Below are 19,021 nucleotides of genomic sequence, written 5' to 3'. Positions count from 1 at the left end.
ATCCGACAGAGCAGAACCGGGCGCCTCTCGCCAAAGAGGCAGCCGACCTGCTTTATGTCACTGCGGGACCGGCGCATCTTCTCGGGCTTCCGTTTGTCGGGGGGGGGGGGGGGGGGGGGGGGGGGGGGGGGGGGGTGTGGGGGGGGGGGGGGGGGGGGGGGGGGGGCGGGCCCGGGGCCCGCCCCCCCCCCCCGACCCGGTCCTACTGCAGGCGCCACTTCTGGTTGGCCGCCCCCGTGCATGTCCAGATCTGGGCACGGGCCCCGTTCGCCGTCGACCGGTCGGTGATGTCGAGGCACTTGTCCGCGGCCGTGTTGACGATGTCGCCTGTGGACGCGTCGTACCTCCAGCGCTGCGCCCCCGACCCGTTGCAGGTGTACAGCTGGACCTTCGCTCCGTCCGCCGTCGAGCCGGAGGTCACGTCCAGGCAGGCGCCCAGCGCCCGGATCGAGCCGTCCGCCGCGACCGTCCAGCGCTGGGCGGCCGTCCCGTTGCAGTCCCAGAGCTGGACGGCCGTGCCGTCCGCGCCGCTGCCGCCCGCCGCGTCGAGGCACTTGCCCGCCGCGCCGGAGAAGACGCCCGAGGTGCCACCGGAGCCCGACTGCGTACCCGACCAGGTGAAGGTCGCCGAGGTGCGGGCCGGCAGCGAGTAGCCGAACTTCTGGCCGCCCCAGTCGACCGTGATCTGCTGCGCCGAGGCGGAGCCGTTGTAGGCGATCAGCGCCTTGGAGCCGTCCGGGTTGCGCCACGCGACATTGGGCACGGTCGAGTTCGCCGTGGAGGCGATCCGGGCGGCGCCGGGGCGGACGAATTTCGTCAGGTGGCCCATCGTGTAGTACTCGATGTTGTAGTCGACCTGACCGCTCCTGCCGTCCCCGTCGTGCACGGTGATCAGGCCGTCGCAGGTGCCGCAGCCGCCGTTGTGCGGGCCGCGGTTCTGGTCCACGGCGAGGGACCACTTGGTCACCGACTTCGCCCAGTTGCGGGTGTAATCGATGATGTTGAGCATGTCCTCGCGCTGCTGGTCGGCGATCCAGGTGCCGCCGGAGTGCTCGGTCTGGAAGGCGTCCATCGACGGGTACTGGTCGTGCACCGCGGTCTGCTTGGCGATGTCACCGCCGTAGCCGTGCCAGGCGACCCCGCCGAAGTTGGGGTGGCTGCGTACCGCCGGGTCGTCCACGGTGGCCGCCGCGTACGCGTCGTAGGTGTCCCAGTTCCAGTCGTGGGCCAGGACCTTGGTTGCCAGCCCCGCCGACCGGAGCTTCGGCAGCAGTTCGTTCTTGGTGAAGTACGCGAGGCCCGAACCGTTCCAGCTCATCGACGGATAGCCCGAGCAGCAGGTCGGCTCGTTCTGCGCGGTGACGTAGTCGACCGGGACGCCCCGGTCGCGGTAGGCCTGGAGGTACTTGACGAAGTAGTCGGCGTAGGTGCCGTAGTTCTCGGCCTTCAGCCAGCCTCCGTTCAGCTGGCCGCTGTCCTTCATCCAGGCCGGGGCCGTCCATGGCGAGGCCACCGTCGTCAGCGCCGGGTTGAGCTGCCTGGCTTGTGCGGTGAGCGGGAGAACGTCCTCCAGATCGTGTGCGATCGAGAACTTGGCGAGCGTGGGATCGCTCTGGCCGGACGGTACGTCGTCGTAGGTGTAGCCGTACCTCGCCAGGTCCGAGCCGCCCATGGGATTGCGTACGAAGGACAGTCCGATGCCTTCGGTGGGGGAGAACAGCTTCTTCATCGTGGCGTCGCGGGTCGCCTGGGTGAGCGCCCCGCTGCTCTTCATCAGGTACGCGGCCGTGTCCGTGAAGGAGGCGCCGCCGCCGGTGAAGGTCTGGTAGCGGGTGTTCTCGTCGACCGTGATGTTCGTGCCGCTGCCGCCGTTCCCGGCGACGAACGAGACCGGGGCCTGGGCTTCGAGGCCGCGCGTGACATGACGGCCACCGGAATCGTCGGTGCTGGTCAGAGTGATGTTCACGGTCTCACCGGCGGCCTGGGCCGTACCGGAGGCGAGTCCGGTGAGACCGGCCGTCGCGAGCGCGGCGGCGAGCAGGGCTCGGGCGGCTCTTCCTGATCGGATCATGGGCTGTTGCCTTCCTCGGCAGAGGTGTGGGGGAGTAGCCGTCGATCGAGGCGAGAGTGAAATGCTCCTGGATGGCCGCGTCAAGAGGGTGTGCGTTCAGAACCTGAACACACAGCTCGTCCCGCCTGCACGGGAGATCGGTACGGACCAATGTCGGTGTGAAGTGTTGACGGCACTGTTCCGGCGGGGTTAACTCACGCCGCAACGCCGGTACCGGTTCCGGAACCGGTTGCGGTACCGGTTCCAGCGCTCCTGCCCTGCCCCGTCATGTCCTGTCCCGGAGGCCCTCGATGCGTGTCACCATCGCCGATGTCGCCCGTGAGGCCGGCGTCAGCAAGACGACCGTGTCGAGAGTCATCAACACCAAGGGTGAAGTGGACGGTTCGACGGCCGCCCGCGTTCGGGAAGTGATCGAGCAGCTCGGCTATGTGCCCAGTTCGGGTGCCGTCGGACTGGCCCGCGGCAGCAGCCGTACGGTCGGCATGCTGGTGCCCTCGCTCACCTGGCCGTGGATGGGTGAGGTGCTCCAGGGCGTCGTCGACACCGTGGAGGCCGCCGACTACGGGCTGCTGCTCTTCACCTGCAACCGTGGTGCCGAGTCCGTGGAGCGCTTCACCAGCCAGGTGTCGGCGCGCGCCTTCGACGGGCTCGTCGTCGTCGAACCCGAGAACACCCTCGACCATCTCACCGCGCTGCACCGGGGTGGTCTGCCGATCGTGCTGATCGACGACCGCGGCCACCACCCCGAATTCCCCTCCGTCGTGACCACCAACCACGAAGGAGGCGCTTGTGCGGCCCGTCATCTGCGGGCCGCCGGACGCACCAGACCCCTGGTCGTCACCGGGCCCCAGAACTTCGGCTGCGTACGCGACCGGCTGGACGGATTCCGTACGGTCCTGCCCACCGAACTCGTCGTCCACGGGGATTTCACCGAACGCTGCGGCCGACTGGCCGTGGAACAACTCCTGTCCTGCGGAGTCGAGTTCGACTCGGTCTTCGCCCACAACGACATCAGCGCGGCGGGCGTGCTGCGGGCGTTGCGTGCGGCCGGGCGGTCCGTGCCGGACGACATCGCCGTGGTCGGCTTCGACGACATCCCGATGGCCGAGCACACCGAACCACCGCTGACCACCGTGCGCCAGCCCACCCGGCAGATGGGTGAGACGGCGGCGCGGATGCTGCTCTCCCGCCTCGGTGGCACGAGCGCGCCCGACGCGCCGGTCGTGCTGCCCACCGAACTGGTCGTGCGCCGCTCGGCGCCGTAGCGGGCGGCCGGGACCCCGGCCGCCTGCCCGCCCTTCCGCAAGCTCCCCGCGCGCCGTCCGTCTCCACCTGCACCACCGGCGCTGTCCGCACCGTCCGCGTCACCGGCACTGCCTGTACCACCTGCACTGTCTGCACCACCGGCACCACCCGCACCGCCCCGTACCGCCTGTACCCGGCGCGCCGAGCGCTGCCCATCACCCGGATCTCCCAGACCCGCAGTCCCTCATGGAGTCGCCATGTCCGCACGACGTCACGCCACGCTGAGAGCGCTCTCACTCGCTACCGCCGTGGTCGCGCTCGCCGCCGGTTGCTCGTCCGCCAACTCCGGTGCCAACAAAGGGGGCGGTGCCTCCGGCGTGCTGACCCTGGGCAAGCCGGACGGACCGCAGACCAACAACAGCAACCCGTTCCTGAGCACCTCGGCGGGTGCGACGCTCGGCTACCGCTTCATGATCTACGAGCCGCTGGCGATGACGAACCAGATCCGGCCCGCGGACAAGGCCGCCCCCTGGCTGGCGACCGACTGGAAGTGGGAGTCCAACTTCACCAAGGTCACCTTCTCCCTCGATCCCAAGGCCAAGTGGGCCGACGGCAAGCCGCTGACCGCCGACGACGTCGCGTACACCTTCGACCTCCTGAAGACGCACCCGGCACTCAACGGCAACGGCATCCCGTTCGACGGGGTCGAGGTGCAGGGCAAGACGGTCGTCCTGACATTCAAGGAATCCCAGTACGTCAACCAGAACAAGATCATCCAGCAGTTCATCGTGCCCAAGCACATCTGGGAAGGCGTCAAGAACCCGGAGACCTGGCCCAACCGCACGCCGGTCGGCTCGGGCCCGTACAAGCTCAAGACCTTCACCCCGCAGACCACCACGCTGACCGCCACGCCCACGTACTGGAAGGGCGCGACCAAGGTGAAGGAGCTTCGCTACACCGCGTACAACGACAACAGCGCGGCGACCACGGCGCTGGCGAGCGGCAAGGTCGAGTGGTCGTTCGTCTTCATGCCCAACTACAAGCAGCTGTTCATCGGCAAGGACCCCAAGAACCACAAGCTGTGGTTCCCGTCCGGGCTCGGCATCCACGGACTGTGGTTCAACACCGCCCGCAAGCCGTTCGACAACCCGGCGCTGCGCAAGGCCATGGCCATGGTCGTCGACCGCAAGGCGATCTACACCCAGGCCGAGGCGACGCTCTACCCGGAGATCACCAACCCGACCGGCATCCCGCTGCCCGCCGGTGAGTCCTTCCTCGCGCCCGAGTACAAGAGCGCCACCACCGCACCGGACGTGGCCGGGGCCAAGAAGATCCTCAGCGACGCAGGGTTCGAGCTCAGCGGCGGGGTGCTGAAGGACCCGAGCGGCAAGCCGGTGCGGCTCACCTTCACCGACCCGGCCGGCTGGAACGACTACATCACCGGGCTGGCGATCATCAAGGACAACATCAAGCAGCTCGGCATCGAGGCCAAGGTCAAGACGCAGACCGCGGAGGCCTGGGGCGCGGACGTGGCCAACGGGAACTTCGACGCCACCCTGCACTGGACCAACAGCGGCGCCACCCCGTACGACATGTACCAGAACATCATGGACGGCGCGTTGCTCCAGCCCGTGGGCAAGGCGTCCCAGCTCGGCAACTTCGGCCGCTTCAAGAACGACGAGGCCACCAAGGCGCTCAAGGACTTCGCCAACGCCACCGAGGACTCCGCCCGTACCACCGCCATGAACACCCTGCAGAAGATCATGGTCGAGCAGGCTCCGATGATCCCGACGGCCGCCGCCCCCATCGGAGCCGAGTACTCCACGAAGAACTGGGTGGGCTGGCCCACCGAGGCCGACCCGTACGCCCCGCCGCAGCACACCCAGCCGTCCGCGCTGCAGATCGTGCTGAAGCTCAAGCCCGCCAAGTAGAGCCAGGGATACGGGACACAGGGACCGGCCATGAAAGAACAGCCCACGAAGAACCACGTCGTGCTCGAAGCACGCGGAGTCACCAAACACTTCCCCGTACGGCGCACCGGACGCGATCTCGTCACGGGCAGGCGCCGCACCGTCCACGCCGTCGACGACATCTCGCTGCGACTGCGGCGTGGCACCGTCACGGCGCTGGTGGGGGAGTCGGGCTCCGGGAAGTCCACCGTCGCCAGGCTGCTCGCCCAGCTGTATCCGCTCTCCGGGGGCGAGATCCGGCTGGACGGCACGGCGGTGAAGGCCGGACGCGGCCGGTCCTTCCGCGCGTACGTACGCCGGGTCCAGCTCATCTTCCAGGACCCGTTCGCCTCGCTGAACCCGGTGCACACCGTGCGCTACCACCTCACCCGCGCGCTGAGGATCCACGGGCGGGCGGGCAACGGTGAGGAGGAGCTGGAACAGCGTCTGACCGCTCTGCTGAACCGTGTCCAGCTGACCCCTGCGCACCAGTACCTGGACAAGTTCCCGCACGAGCTGTCGGGGGGACAGCGCCAGCGCGTGGCCATCGCCCGCGCGCTCGGCGCCGATCCCCAGGTCCTGCTCGCCGACGAGCCCGTATCGATGCTGGACGTCTCGATCCGGCTCGGGGTGCTCAATCTGCTCAAGGACCTCAAGGACCGGCTGCACCTCGCGATCCTCTACATCACCCACGACATCGCCTCGGCCCGCTATTTCGCGGACACCACGCTGGTCATGTACGCGGGCCGGATCGTCGAGGGCGGTGACAGCGAGACCGTCACCCAGCGCCCCGCCCATCCCTACACCCAGCTCCTCACCGCCTCGGCGCCCGACCCGGACCGGGTGGTCGCCGAGGCGGAGCAGGAGGAGACCGGAAGCGGCGAACCGCCCTCGCTCATCGCCCCGCCCGCCGGCTGCCGCTTCCACCCCCGCTGTCCCAAGGCGATGGAGCGCTGCCGTACCGAACCGCCGCCGCGCTTCGACCTCGCGGACGGCCAGTGGGCGGCCTGCTGGCTGTACGCGGACGGCCGTGACGCCCACCCGGCAGGCGACGACACCCACCGCACCGACGACGGCGGCACCCACCGAGCCGGCGGCGACGACACCCACCGCACCGACGACGGCGGCACCCACCGGAAGGAGACCGCGAAATGAAGTACCTGCTGCAGCGGCTCGCCTTCTACCTGGTCACCGCCTGGGCCGCGATCACCATCAACTTCCTGATCCCGCGCCTGATGCCCGGCGACCCCGTCCAGGCGCTCATCTCCCGTTTCCAGGGCCAGCTCGACACCAACGCCGTCAACTCGCTCAAGGCGCTCTTCGGCCTCGACAAGCAGCAGTCGCTCTGGCAGCAGTACACCGACTACTGGTCGCATCTGCTCGACGGCGACCTCGGGCTCTCCTTCACCTTCTTCCCGACACCGGTCAGCGAGGTGATCGCCCAGTCGCTGCCGTGGACGCTCGCGCTCGTCGGAGTCACCACCCTGATCAGCTTCGTGCTCGGCACCGGCATCGGGGTCTTCACCGGCTGGCGGCGCGGCTCCTGGATGGACAGCCTGCTGCCCGTCACCACTTTCATCTCGGCCATCCCGTACTTCTGGCTGGGGCTCATCGCCATCGCGCTGTTCGCCGTGAAGTGGCCGCTCTTCCCGGCCGCGGGAGGCTACGACAGTTCGCTCGTGCCCGCCTTCGACTGGCCGTTCGTCTCCAGCGCGCTCTACCACGCGGCGCTGCCCGGCCTCACCATCGTGCTCAGTGCCATGGCCGGCTGGATCCTCGGCATGCGGAACATGATGGTGACGGTCTCCTCCGAGGACTACGTCATGGTCGCCCAGGCCAAGGGGCTCTCCGAGCGCCGGGTGATGTTCGGGTACGCCGCACGCAACGCGATCCTCCCCAACATCTCCGGCTTCGCCCTGTCGCTGGGCTTCATCGTCGGCGGCACGCTGCTGGTGGAGATGGTCTTCTCCTACCCCGGCATCGGCTACCAGCTCTTCCAGGGCGTGGGCGCCAAGGACTACCCCCTGATGCAGGGCGTCTTCCTGATCATCACGCTCTCCGTCCTCGCGGCGAACCTCCTCGCCGACGTGCTCTACATGGTCCTCGACCCCCGTACCAGAAGGGAGGCCTAGGACATGGCCGTCACCGCTGCCGAGGCCGCCGTGATCGACGCGACCGAGGCCCCGGCCCCCAGCAGGCGCCGTCTGCGTTTCCTGCGCGGCCGCAAGACCGTCATCGGCCTCGGCATCCTGTCGTTCTTCGTCGTGATCGCGGTCATCGGGCCGTGGATCGCACCGTACGACCCGGACACCATGAGCAACGAACTGCTCCAACCGCCCTCCGGCGCGCACTGGTTCGGCACCACGCAGACCGGTCAGGACGTGCTCTCCCAGATCCTCGTCGGCACCCGGGGCGTCCTCGTCGTCGGCTTCGTCGCCGGGATCTTCGCGACGATCCTGTCCGTACTGGTCGGGGTCAGCGCCGGCTTCCTCGGCGGCACGGCCGACGAACTGCTCTCGGTGCTCTCCAACGTCTTCCTGGTCATCCCCGGACTGCCGCTGATCATCATCATCGCCAGCTTCGTCTCGGACACGGGCGACCTGCTCATCGCCACCGTCATCGCCTTCACCTCATGGGCGTGGGGAGCACGGGTGCTGCGCGCCCAGACGCTGTCGCTGCGCCGCCGGGACTACGTCGAGGCGGCCCGCGCCACCGGCGAGTCCACCTGGCGGATCATCTTCTTCGAGGTCCTGCCGAACCTGACGGCCGTCATCGCCTCCGGCTTCGTGGGCACGGTCATCTTCGCGATCCTCTCCGAGATCACCCTCGCCTTCATCGGCGTGGCCGACATCTCCAACTGGAACTGGGGGACCGTCCTGTTCTGGGCGCAGTCCAACCAGGCCCTGGCCCAGGGCGCGTGGTGGTGGTTCGTCCCCGCCGGGCTCTGCATCGCCCTGCTCGGCATGTCGCTCGCCCTGATCAACTTCGGCATCGACGAGTTCGTCAACCCGCGCCTGCGTACGGAGACCGGCGCATCCCGGAAGGTCCGGATGCGGGTCGGCTTCACCCCCGTGGCGCGCGGCACGCACGATGCCGCGGCGCGCGGCAAGCATGACAAGGAGCCCCGCTCATGAGCAGCGAGCCCGTCCTCACCATCAGCGGCCTGAACGTGGACTACGGGACCGGGGACGACGCCGTGCACGCGCTGCGCGACATCGACCTCACCCTGCACCGGGGTGAAGTCCTGGGCCTGGCGGGCGAGTCCGGGTCCGGCAAGTCCACACTCGCGTACGCCGTCACCCGGCTGCTCTCGCCGCCCGGGGTGATCACCGGCGGCGAGGTCCACTACCGAAAGAGGGACGGCGGGACGCTCGACCTGCTGACCCTGTCGGCCGCCGAACTGCGGGCGTTCCGCTGGCAGGAGCTGTCGATCGTCTTCCAGGGCGCGATGAACTCGCTGAACCCGGTGCACACGGTTCACAGCCAGCTCACCGACGTGCTCCAGGCACACCGCCCGGAGATGAAACGGCCCGAACGGACCGCTCGCGCCAAGGAGCTGCTGGGACTCGTCGGCATCTCCGCCGACCGGCTCTCCGCCTACCCGCACCAGCTCTCCGGCGGGATGCGCCAGCGCGTGATGATCGCGATGGCTCTCGCGCTGGAGCCCGAGATCGTCATCATGGACGAGCCGACGACGGCCCTGGACGTCGTCATGCAGCGCCAGATCCTGCGCCAACTGGTGCGGCTCCGCGAGGAGCTGGGCTTCTCGGTCGTCTTCATCACCCACGACATCTCGCTGCTGATCGAGTTCTCCGACCGGATCGCGATCATGTACGGCGGCCGGATCGTCGAGGAGGCCGGTGCCTCCGCGATCTACCGGGACCCCCGTCACCCCTACAGCGACGGCCTGCTGCACTCCTTCCCGGCGCTGCACGGCCCGCGCCGTGAACTCACCGGTATACCCGGCTCGCCGCCGCACCTCACCGCCATGCCCGCCGGCTGCGCCTTCCACCCCCGCTGCGGGAAGGCGCTCGACGCCTGCGCCACCCACGTCCCGGTTCTGGCCACACCCGACGGGGACGATTCGCGCGCGGTGGCCTGCTGGCTCCACCGGCCGGGCCCCGCCACCGCGGCCCCCCGCTCCTAGGGCTTCTCGTTCGGATCATGCCGGGCTCGCGGGGTCCGCTCCGTGATCCGGCCTGATCCCGACGAAAGACACCAGCGACCCCACGCACACCACAGGAGACCCATGAACATCGTCACCCCCCAGGGATACGCGCGCGAGATCGCCGCCGAGGCCGTTCCCGGCCTGCCTGCCGATTTCCGCTGGGGCGTCGCTACCGCCGCCTACCAGATCGAGGGGGCCGCGGCCGAGGACGGGCGCACCCCGTCCATCTGGGACACGTACTGCAGGGTGCCGGGCATGGTCGTCCGCGGCGAGAACGGCGATGTGGCCTGCGACCACTACCACCGGATGCCCGACGACGTGCGGCTGATCGCGGACCTGGGCGTCGACACGTACCGCTTCTCGCTCGCCTGGCCGCGCATCCAGCCGGGCGGTCGCGGCCCGGCGAACGCGAAGGGCCTGGACTTCTACAAGCGCCTCGTCGACGAGCTGCGGTCCAGGGACATCACACCGTGGATCACCCTCTACCACTGGGACCTCCCGCAGGAACTGGAGGACGCGGGCGGCTGGCCGGCCCGTGACACCGCCCACCGGTTCGCCGAGTACGCCGCGCTCGCCTACGACGCGCTCGGTGACCGGGTCACGCACTGGACGACGCTGAACGAGCCCTGGTGCTCGGCCATGCTCGGTTACGCGTACGGCAACCAGGCCCCGGGCCGGAAGAACTTCGGCGACGCGATCCGGGCCGTCCACCATCTGCTCCTCGGCCACGGCCTCGCCGCGCAGAACCTCCGGGAGACGGCCGCCGCCCGCGGCAACGAGCTCGAACTGGGCATCACGCTCAACCTCGGCACCGCCACCCCCGAGACCGACAGTCACGAGGACGCCGAGGCCTGCCGCCGCGCCGACGGCATGGGCCGGCGCCTCTACCTGGACCCGCTCGTCAAGGGCGTCTATCCCGAGGACGTCGTCGCCGACCTCGCTCTGCGGAACGCCGAGCTCCCGGTCCAGGAGGGAGACCTGGAGATCATCTCCACCCCGATCGACGTCCTCGGCGTCAATTTCTACCGGGGCACCCTCTTCTCCGGCGTCACGGAGGAGGGCTCCCCGGTGGACGCCGACGGCCTGCCCGTCACCCGCGGTGTGGAGCGCGACCTGCCGCGCACCGCGATGGACTGGGAGATCACCCCCACCGCCCTCACCGACCTGCTGGTGCGCCTGGAGGAGGACTACGGGGTCCCCACGGTCGTCACCGAGAACGGTGCCGCGTTCGACGACGTCGTCGCCGAGGACGGACGGGTCCACGACGCGGACCGCACCACCTACCTCGCCGATCACATCGCCGCCGTGGCCGCGGCCCGCGCAGCGGGAGCGGATGTCCGGGGCTACTTCGCCTGGTCGCTGATGGACAACTTCGAGTGGTCCTACGGCTACGACAAGCGGTTCGGCATCGTCCGCGTCGACTACGGCACACAGGAGCGGACGCTCAAGGACAGCGCCGAGTGGTACCGCGACACGATCCGACTCACCCGCGACGCGTAACGGCCCGACGCACGGGGAGCCGGCCCGGGTGGGTGACCGCGCAGCCGTCACCCACCTGGGTTAGCTTCGAGATATGCGGAACAGGCTGTTCCCGATGCTGCTGGCGGGTCTGCTGCTGATCCTGTCGGCGGCCGTGCTCGCCATGGCACCGAGCGCCGCGCCCGGGACGGCCCGCGCATCGACCGTCAACGATGTCGCGCAGGCGCTGCGCAAGGGCCCGGTCTACGTCGACCCGGCCGCCGCCGACCAGCTCTCCCCGAGCCAGGCCGCCGCCCTGACGAGGAAGATCAAGGACGCCGACAAGCCCGTGTTCGTCGCGGTACTGCCGCGGACGGCGGCGTTCCCCGCGCAGACCGTGCTGCCGACCCTGCGCACCGACACCGGCATCACCGGTGTCTACGCGGTCCGTCTCGGCAACGGGTTCAACGCGGGCGCCGACCCCCGGGTCATGACCACCCGAGCGGTCCAGAACCTCACCGCCGCCGTGAAGACGCCCGGCACGGACACCGACGCCGCGACCCAGCTCAACGCCTTCGTCGACCGCGCCGTCGAACAGGCCCGGGGCAGCGCCCCCGCCTCCTGGGGCGGATCGTCGGCCGCGGGGAGGGGATCGTCGTCCACCGCCGGACTGATCGCCGTCGGTGCCGTCCTGGTGCTCGGCGGCGGCACGGCCTACGCGCTCGTCCGGCGCAACCGCAGGCGCAAGGAGGAGGACGAACGGGCCGCACTCGCCAAGCTCCGGGTCGTCGTGGACGAGGACATCACCGCGTACGGCGAAACGCTGGACCGTCTCGACTTCCATCCCGCCGAGGCGGGCGCCGACGACGCCATGCGCGCCGACTACGAGCGGGCGCTCGACTCCTACGAGACCGCGAAATCCCGCATGGACCGGGCCCGGCGCCCGTCCGACGTGCGCGGGGTCACCCAGGCACTGGAGGAAGGCCGCTACTCCCTCGCCGTCCTGGAGGCCCGCCGCACGGGCGGTGAGCTGCCCGCCCGCCGCCCCCCGTGCTTCTTCGACCCGCGCCACGGGCCCTCGGTCGCCGACGTCCGGTGGTCCCCGTCCGGCGGTACGGGCCGCGAGGTCCCGGTCTGCGCGGCCGACGAGATCCGGCTGCGCGAGGGCGCGGAGCCGTTGAGCCGCACCGTCGACACGGGCGACGGCCGCCGCCCGTACTGGGAGGCGGGCCCGGCGTACGGCCCCTGGGCGGGCGGCTACTTCGGCGGGGGCCTGCTCCCCGGGCTGCTGGCCGGCACGCTGCTCGGCTCGATGCTGTCGTCCCCCGCGTACGCCGCGGAGTACGGCGGCGGCGACTTCGGTTCCGGCGGCGACTGGAGCGGCGGGGACTTCTCCGGCGCCGACTTCGACCCGTCGGGCTTCGACGGCGGAGGTTTCGGGGACGGCGGCGACCTCGGAGGGGGCGGCGGCTTCGACGGAGGCGGCTTCTGAGCCGCTGATCGGCGAACTCTCGGGCAGGGACGATCCATGCTAGACCTGAAGTTATGTCTGGTATCGGCCGATTCCGGGCGAGGCTGCGACGCTCCGTCCGGAGTTCACATCGGCACGATGGGGGGAGCTCGGGCCGAGCCACCCCCGCGCCGTCGCGCCAGGAGACGACTCACCGCTCCCCGGGCCGCGACCTTCTCGCGCTGTTCAGCGTGCGCACCGTGGCCGGCCAGGTCTTCTGCTTCGTGCTGGGGCTCGTCATGCTGCTCATCACCGGCTTCGCGGTCGCGCTGGTGCTGCAGGGCCGCCGCGACAGCCTGCAAGAGGCCCGGATGCGCACACTGAGCGTGGCCGAGACCTTCGCCCACTCGCCGGGCGTCGCGGCGGCGCTGGACAGCAAGGACCCCACCGCGCTCCTGCAGCCGCGCGCGGAGCAGGTCCGCAAGGACGCCCCTGTGGACTACGTCATCGTGGCCAGCACCCAGGGCATCCGCTACACCCATCCGGACCCCGCGCTGATCGGGAAACACCTCGTCGGCCCCTGGAAGGAAGCGTTGACCGGCCCCGGCTTCACCCGGACGTTCAAAGGCAGCCGGGGGCCGTCGATCAACTCGGTGGTGCCCGTGCCGAGGCCCGACGGATCGGTGGCCGGACTGGTGTCGGTGGGCATCACCGACCAGGCGGTGAACAGCGTGGCCGACCGGTCCATCCCGTTCAGCATCGGTGCCGGGGTGGCGGCCCTGGCGGCGACCGCGGCCGGTGCGGCACTCGTGAGCAGACGGCTGCGGCGGCAGACCCGTGGGCTCGGGCCCCGGGAGATGACCCGGATGTACGAGCACCACGACGCGGTGCTGCACGCGGTCCGCGAGGGCGTCCTCATCATGGGGCCCGGTCACCGGCTGACACTCGCCAACGACGAGGCCCGCAGGCTGCTCGGCCTTCCTCCCGACGCCGAGGGCCGGGCGGTGACGGACCTCGGACTGGAGCCCGTCATCGCCGAACTGCTCGCCTCCGGCCGGACCGTCACGGACGAGGTATTGCGCAGTGGCAACCGCCTGCTGGCCGTCAACCTCAGACCGACGGACGCGCGCGGCGGGCCGCCCGGCACCGTGGCCACCCTGCGGGACACCACCGAGCTGCGCAAGATCACGGGCCGGGCGGAACTCGTCCACGAACGCCTGCTGCTGCTCTACGAGGCCGGTACCCGCATCGGCACCACCCTCGATGTGACCCGGACGGCCCAGGAGCTGGCGGAGGTGGCGACGCCCGGATTCGCCGACGTGACCACCGTCGACCTCGCCGATCCCGCGTCACCCGGGGAGGAACCGACCGCCCAGTCCGACACCCCGCTGGACATGCGCCGTACCGCCGTCGCCGCCACGGACCCGGATCAGCCCCTGTACCCGGTCGGCCGACTGGTCGGATTCGTTCCCTCCAGGATCCGCGCCATGCGGGTGAACAGCGCGGAGACCGGACTGGGGCCCGAGGTGATCACCCAGCTCGGCTGGCGCTACTGGGATCCCGAGCGGGCCGCCGACATCCTCGACTACGGCTTCCACTCGGTGCTGTCCGTACCGCTGCACGCACGCGGCGTCATCCTGGGCCTGGCCAACTTCTGGCGCGCGGGTGATTCCGAGCCGTTCGACGACGACGACCAGTCCTTCGCCGAGGAACTGGTGGCGCGGGCGGCCGTCAGCGTGGACAACGCCCGCAGGTACACACGCGAACACGAGATGGCCGTGACACTGCAGCGCAGCCTGCTGCCCAGCGACCTGCCCGAGCAGAACGCCCTCGACATCGCCCACCGCTACCTGCCGGCGCGGGCCGAGGTGGGCGGAGACTGGTTCGACGTGATCCCGCTGTCCGGCGCCCGGGTCGCCCTGGTCGTCGGCGACGTGGTCGGGCACGGGCTGCACGCGGCGGCCACCATGGGACGGCTGCGCACCAGCATCCACAACTTCTCCGCGCTGGATTTCGCGCCCGACGAACTCCTCGGACATCTGGACGAAGCGGTCAGCCGGATCGACCAGGGCGAAACCACCGCCGACGGCAGCAGTGCCGAGATCACCGGCGCCACCTGTCTGTACGCCATCTACGACGCGGTCTCCGGCAACTGCTCGGTGGCCCGAGCCGGCCATCCCGCTCCCGCGCTGGTACTCCCCGACGGCACCGTCGAGTTCCCCGAGGTCCCGGCCGGCCTGCCTCTGGGCATCGGCGGCATGCCTTTCGAGGCGGCCGAGTTCCACGTACCCGAAGGGAGCCGGCTGGTCCTGTACACGGACGGTCTCATCGAACCCCGTGACCGCGACATCGACGCCGGACTGGAGCTGCTGCGCGCCACCCTCGCCGGTCGTGACCGGACACCGGAGGAGACCTGTGACGACCTGCTCGACACGATGCTGATCGAGCAGCCGTCCGACGATGTCGCGCTCCTCGTGGCACGTACCCACATGCTCGATCCCGACCAGGTCGCCCAGTGGGACGTCGCCATCGACCCGGCGGCCGTGGCCGGAGTCCGCAAGAACGTCGCCGAGTGGCTCGCCGAGCGGGGTCTGGACGAGGAGGCGTTCACCACCGAGCTGATCCTGAGCGAACTGGTCACCAACGCGGTGCGCTACGGCAGCGGACCGATCGAAGTCCGCCTCCTGTACGACCGCAACCTGATCTGCGAGGTGTCCGACACCAGCAACACCTCGCCGCACCTGCGCTACGCGGCGACGACGGACGAGGGCGGCCGGGGCCTGTTCCTCGTCGCCCAGATCGCCGAACGCTGGGGCACGCGGTACACCGAGACGGGCAAGGTGATCTGGTCCGAGCAGACGGTCGGCGAACCGGAGGAGGAGGACGGGGGGAACGGGAAGAACGGCTGAAGCGTGCTGCGGAAGGCCGTGGGCGTTGTCGCCCGGAGTGCCGACGCGCAGCCGCCGTGACACGCTGAAACGAAGAGGAATGGGGATCTCGCTGACAGGGGGGACGGGGATCCCGTCGGTCCCGGCATTGCCGCCGGAACGACGGTTCTGCCATCCAAGGAGATCGACATGGCCGGTGACACGACCGGGACCGCGGCAAGCCACACGTACCCGAGCCCCACGCACGCGCCCACATCCGGTACCACCGTCCTGGCAGCAGTCCTGATGGTCATCGGTGGAGCCATGGCGATCTTCGAGGGGATCGCGGCCCTTACGAAGGACCGTCTGTTCGTCTTCACGCGCCACTACGTGTTCGAGTTCAGCCTGGCGGGCTGGGGCTGGGTGCACCTCATCCTGGGCATCGTTCTCGTCCTCGCCGGCTGTGCCGTGTTCGGCGGAGCCCTGTGGGCGCGCTTCTTCGGTGTCGCCGTCGCCGGTCTGGGCGTGATCGCCAACTTCCTGTGGCTGCCGTACTACCCCTTGTGGGCCATGGTGCTGATCGCCGTCAACATCCTCGCCGTCTGGGCGCTGTGCATGGGCATGCACCGAGAAGCGCACGCGGGCCCGACCGGCTGACCGGCACGTATCAGGTCCAGGCAGGCCGCAGCATCGCCCGGACGCCGAGCGCCCGCCTTCCGTCCCTGGCGGGGGAGGGGAAGGCGGGCGCGCTCGGGTTCGGGCGTGAGGCGGCGGGACGCGTCAGGCCTGCGGCGCTGCGGCCTTGATCGCGGAGATGTCGAAGTTGAGCTTGACCTTGTCGCTGACCATCACGCCGCCGGTCTCCAGCGCCGCGTTCCAGGTCAGGCCCCACTCGGAGCGCAGGATGTCGGCGCTGCCCTCGAAGCCGACGCGCTCGTTGCCGTAGACGTCGGTGGCCGAGCCGTTGAACTCCAGGTCGATGGAGAGGGGGCGCGTGACGTCCTTGATCGTGAGGTCGCCGGTGATGCGGTAGGCGTCGCCGCCGAGCTGCTCGGCCTGCGTGGAACGGAACGTCATGAGGGGGAACTTCTCGGCGTCGAAGAAGTCGCCGCTGACCAGGTGGCCGTCGCGGTCGGCGATTCCGGTGTCGACGCTGGCGATCTTGACGTCGATCGACGCGGTGGAGTTGGCGGGGTCGTGACCGTCGAGCTTCAGGCTGCCCTCGTGCTCGCCGAAGGAGCCGCGCACATTGGTGACCATGGCGTGGCGGACGGTGAAGCCGATGCTGCTGTGCGCCGGGTCGATCGTGTAGTCGCCGGTGAGGGCGGCCAGAGCCGGGTCCACGGTGGTGGCGATGGTGGCGGACGGGGCGTTGTTGTTCTTGCGGTTGAACAGAGCCATGGCTCCTCCTCGGGGACGTGATCGAGCGGCGGTGAAGTTGTTGTTTAACCTTCAACGAGATTGACTGTAGCGCTACCTAGTTCAAAGTTCAACATCAGGCGTGTGAATTGTTGCGGGAAGGGCCTCGGGTTTCGCCACCCCCTGGCGACGCGCGTAGAACTCGGGCAGTATCTCCCTGCCCCTTACTTGTCATGAGCAGGAGGATCCCCTCATGGTGTCCCGTATGACACTGCGCCCCGTCCTGACCGCCCTCGCCCTCGTCCTCGGCGTCCTCTTCGCCCCCGGCGTCGGCGTCCTCGGCGGCGGTGCCACCCAGGCCCACGCCGACACGAAGCTCACCCACGCCCAGGCCACCGCCCGGTTCAGCTCGTCCGGGATCACCTGGTCGTCCTCCGGCAACTGCTCCAACCGCAACGTGTCCACCTGCACCTCGTTCGACCAGCTCAACCTGGCCACCGCCCAGGGCGCCCAGACCCTCAAGAGCGCCACGGGCTGCGCGCTGAACATCACCGGCGGCACCGAGACCGGGCACGCCAGTGGGACGTACTCGCACTGGAACGGCTACAAGCTCGACTTCGGCAAGTCCACCTGCCTCACGAACTACGTCCACGGCGTCTTCACCTACATAGGGCTGCGCGGCGACGGCGCACCCCAGTACAAGGCCGGTTCCGGCAACATCTACGCGGACGAGGGCAACCACTGGGACGTGACGTACTACAACTGCGGCGGCTGCTGACCGCGTCGTATCCGCTCGCACGGGGTGCCTCGTTCCGCCACGGACGCCGTTGGCCGATTCGGGGTCCGCGTGACCTCGGCCTCCATGACCTGCTCGCGGTCGTGGAGGCCGACGTCGTTGCACGGGAGGAACGGCGAGGTGCAACTCGACACGGACGCGGGGGCGTTCGTCGTGGTCGGCCACGGCGAACGGGCCGGCCGGTCGGCCGGCGGAGAGCCTGTGCCGTCGCCGTCGCCGTCGCCGTCGCCGTCGCCGTCCCTGGCCCGGAGCATGCGATAAAACACTGTGCACGGGGGCCCGAGGCAAGCTAAGGTCCCCGGCATGCACTTCCATCAGATCTACGGCTGACACGAGCGGGCGGAGCCACCGGCTCCTCTCCCGTACGCCCGTGCGTCCCGACGGCAGGACCTCCTCCCGGACGGTGGCGCACCGGTTCGTCGTGTCCGTTTCGCCGTAGACCTGAAATGAGTTGATCCTCCATGACCCGTCGCCGTGCCCACATCGCGATGGTCGGCATCCCTGTCATCAGCCACATCCTGCCGAGCCTCGAAATCATTCGTGAACTGGTGGCCCGCGACCACCGGGTGACCTATGCCAACGACCCGGCGATGGCGGACGTGATCACAGCCACCGGCGCGGAATTCGTCCCCTACGGCTCTGTTCTGCCGGTCGCCGACAACAGCTGGCCGGACGACCCCATGGATGCGATGGGCGTCTTCCTCGACGACGCCGTCCAGGCCCTTCCGCAACTGCGCGCCGCCTACGACCACGACCGCGCGGACCTCTACCTGTACGACATCGGCGCCTACGCCGCGCGCGCCCTCGCCGAGGCACAGGGTCGCCCTCTCATGCAGCTGTCACCGACGTACGTCGCGTGGAACGGCTACGACCAGGAGGTCGCGGCACAGCTGTGGCAACTGCCGGGCGCCGACGCGTACCGAGCGCGGTTCACGCGGTGGCTCACCGACTGCGGGGCGTCCACCACCGACATGGACGCCTTCGGCGGACGCCCCGCGCATACCGTGGCCACGATCCCCCGGGCCATGCAGCCGCATGCCGATCGGGTCGACACCGACACGGTGGAGTTCGTCGGCCCCTGCTTCGGCACGCGGGCGGCCGACGGCGGCTGGACGCGTCCGGTCGATGCCGAGAACGTGCTGCTGATCTCGCTGGGCTCGGCGTTCACACACCAGCCGGAGTTCTATCGCCGGTGCCTGGCCGCCTTCGGTGACCTGCCCGGCTGGCACGTCGTACTCCAGATCGGGAAGCGTACGGACCGGAGGGAACTCGGCGACATCCCGTCCAACGTCGAGGTGCACTCCTGGGTGCCGCAACTCGCGGTGCTGGAACAGGCCGACGCCTTTGTCACTCACGCGGGGATGGGCGGCAGCAGCGAAGGGCTGTTCACCGGCGTTCCCATGATCGCCGTCCCACAGGCCGCCGACCAGTTCCAGAACGCCGACAGGCTCGTCGAACTGGGAGTGGCCCGCCGCATCGACACCGCGGAAGCGACCGCGGCGAACCTGCGGGCCGCTCTCATCGGACTCGTCACCGATACGGCCGTCACGCGGCGTTCGGCACTGCTGCGAGCCGAGGTACGGGGCGAGGGTGGCGCCGCACGGGCCGCCGACCTGATCGAGAACATGCTGGTCCCGCCGGCGTCCCACCAGTAGAAC

14 protein-coding genes are annotated in these 19,021 nt (G+C 69.8%); 12 read left to right on the top strand and 2 right to left on the bottom strand.

From position 1 onward, the window contains the following. Window positions 1-202 precede the first annotated feature (202 nt). The gene (locus ACIOHC_RS28145; protein WP_401844431.1) at window positions 203-2,071 is read right to left on the bottom strand and encodes a lectin; all 1,869 of its coding nucleotides are present in this window, start codon (window positions 2,069-2,071) and stop codon (window positions 203-205) included. Window positions 2,072-2,361: 290 nt separating this feature from the next. On the opposite strand from ACIOHC_RS28145, the gene ACIOHC_RS28140 reads away from it, so the two are divergent. The 10 genes from ACIOHC_RS28140 (at window position 2,362) to ACIOHC_RS28095 (ending at window position 15,865) form a co-directional block, all read left to right on the top strand. Continuing rightward, entirely contained in the window at window positions 2,362-3,336 is a 975-nt protein-coding gene (locus ACIOHC_RS28140; RefSeq protein ID WP_351080783.1) for a LacI family DNA-binding transcriptional regulator, read from the top strand. Between the two features lie 237 nt (window positions 3,337-3,573). After that, window positions 3,574-5,247: an ABC transporter substrate-binding protein gene (locus ACIOHC_RS28135; RefSeq protein ID WP_401844428.1), complete on the top strand. Its 1,674-nt coding sequence runs from the start codon at window positions 3,574-3,576 to the stop codon at window positions 5,245-5,247. Between the two features lie 30 nt (window positions 5,248-5,277). Next, window positions 5,278-6,420, top strand: coding sequence for an ABC transporter ATP-binding protein (locus tag ACIOHC_RS28130; protein ID WP_401844424.1), 1,143 nt, complete (start codon window positions 5,278-5,280; stop codon window positions 6,418-6,420). Further along, complete coding sequence (locus ACIOHC_RS28125) at window positions 6,417-7,397, top strand: ABC transporter permease (RefSeq protein WP_351080777.1); 981 nt, start codon at window positions 6,417-6,419, stop codon at window positions 7,395-7,397. The genes ACIOHC_RS28130 and ACIOHC_RS28125 overlap by 4 nt, the downstream gene beginning before the upstream one ends. Before the next feature lie 3 nt (window positions 7,398-7,400). Continuing rightward, window positions 7,401-8,399 carry an ABC transporter permease gene (locus tag ACIOHC_RS28120; RefSeq protein WP_351080775.1) on the top strand — a complete coding sequence of 333 codons (999 nt, stop codon included), beginning with the start codon at window positions 7,401-7,403 and terminating at the stop codon, window positions 8,397-8,399. Further along, a complete protein-coding gene (locus ACIOHC_RS28115) occupies window positions 8,396-9,412 on the top strand; it encodes an ABC transporter ATP-binding protein (RefSeq protein ID WP_351080774.1) in 1,017 nt (338 codons plus the stop codon). The genes ACIOHC_RS28120 and ACIOHC_RS28115 overlap by 4 nt, the downstream gene beginning before the upstream one ends. Before the next feature lie 102 nt (window positions 9,413-9,514). Continuing rightward, on the top strand, window positions 9,515-10,933 hold the full coding sequence (locus ACIOHC_RS28110) for a GH1 family beta-glucosidase (RefSeq protein ID WP_351080772.1): 1,419 nt from the start codon (window positions 9,515-9,517) through the stop codon (window positions 10,931-10,933). A 73-nt stretch (window positions 10,934-11,006) separates the two neighbouring features. Beyond that, window positions 11,007-12,383: a hypothetical protein gene (locus tag ACIOHC_RS28105; RefSeq protein ID WP_351080770.1), complete on the top strand. Its 1,377-nt coding sequence runs from the start codon at window positions 11,007-11,009 to the stop codon at window positions 12,381-12,383. A 257-nt stretch (window positions 12,384-12,640) separates the two neighbouring features. After that, window positions 12,641-15,250 carry a SpoIIE family protein phosphatase gene (locus ACIOHC_RS28100; protein ID WP_365693709.1) on the top strand — a complete coding sequence of 870 codons (2,610 nt, stop codon included), beginning with the start codon at window positions 12,641-12,643 and terminating at the stop codon, window positions 15,248-15,250. A gap of 168 nt (window positions 15,251-15,418) precedes the next feature. Further along, entirely contained in the window at window positions 15,419-15,865 is a 447-nt protein-coding gene (locus tag ACIOHC_RS28095; protein WP_401844420.1) for a hypothetical protein, read from the top strand. Window positions 15,866-15,988: 123 nt separating this feature from the next. Here ACIOHC_RS28095 and ACIOHC_RS28090 read toward each other — a convergent pair whose 3' ends face one another. Beyond that, entirely contained in the window at window positions 15,989-16,609 is a 621-nt protein-coding gene (locus tag ACIOHC_RS28090) for a YceI family protein (RefSeq protein ID WP_351080768.1), read from the bottom strand. Between the two features lie 211 nt (window positions 16,610-16,820). Here ACIOHC_RS28090 and ACIOHC_RS28085 point away from each other — a divergent pair, with 211 nt between their 5' ends. After that, window positions 16,821-17,345, top strand: a complete 525-nt coding sequence (locus ACIOHC_RS28085; RefSeq protein ID WP_351080766.1) for a hypothetical protein — start codon at window positions 16,821-16,823, stop codon at window positions 17,343-17,345. A 479-nt stretch (window positions 17,346-17,824) separates the two neighbouring features. Continuing rightward, window positions 17,825-19,018, top strand: a complete 1,194-nt coding sequence (locus tag ACIOHC_RS28080; protein ID WP_401844416.1) for a macrolide family glycosyltransferase — start codon at window positions 17,825-17,827, stop codon at window positions 19,016-19,018. Window positions 19,019-19,021: the final 3 nt, after the last annotated feature.

This window comes from Streptomyces sp. NPDC088252, assembly GCF_044740965.1.
Classification (GTDB): Bacteria; Actinomycetota; Actinomycetes; order Streptomycetales; family Streptomycetaceae; genus Streptomyces.
This window is presented reverse-complemented; position numbering and strand designations above follow the sequence as displayed.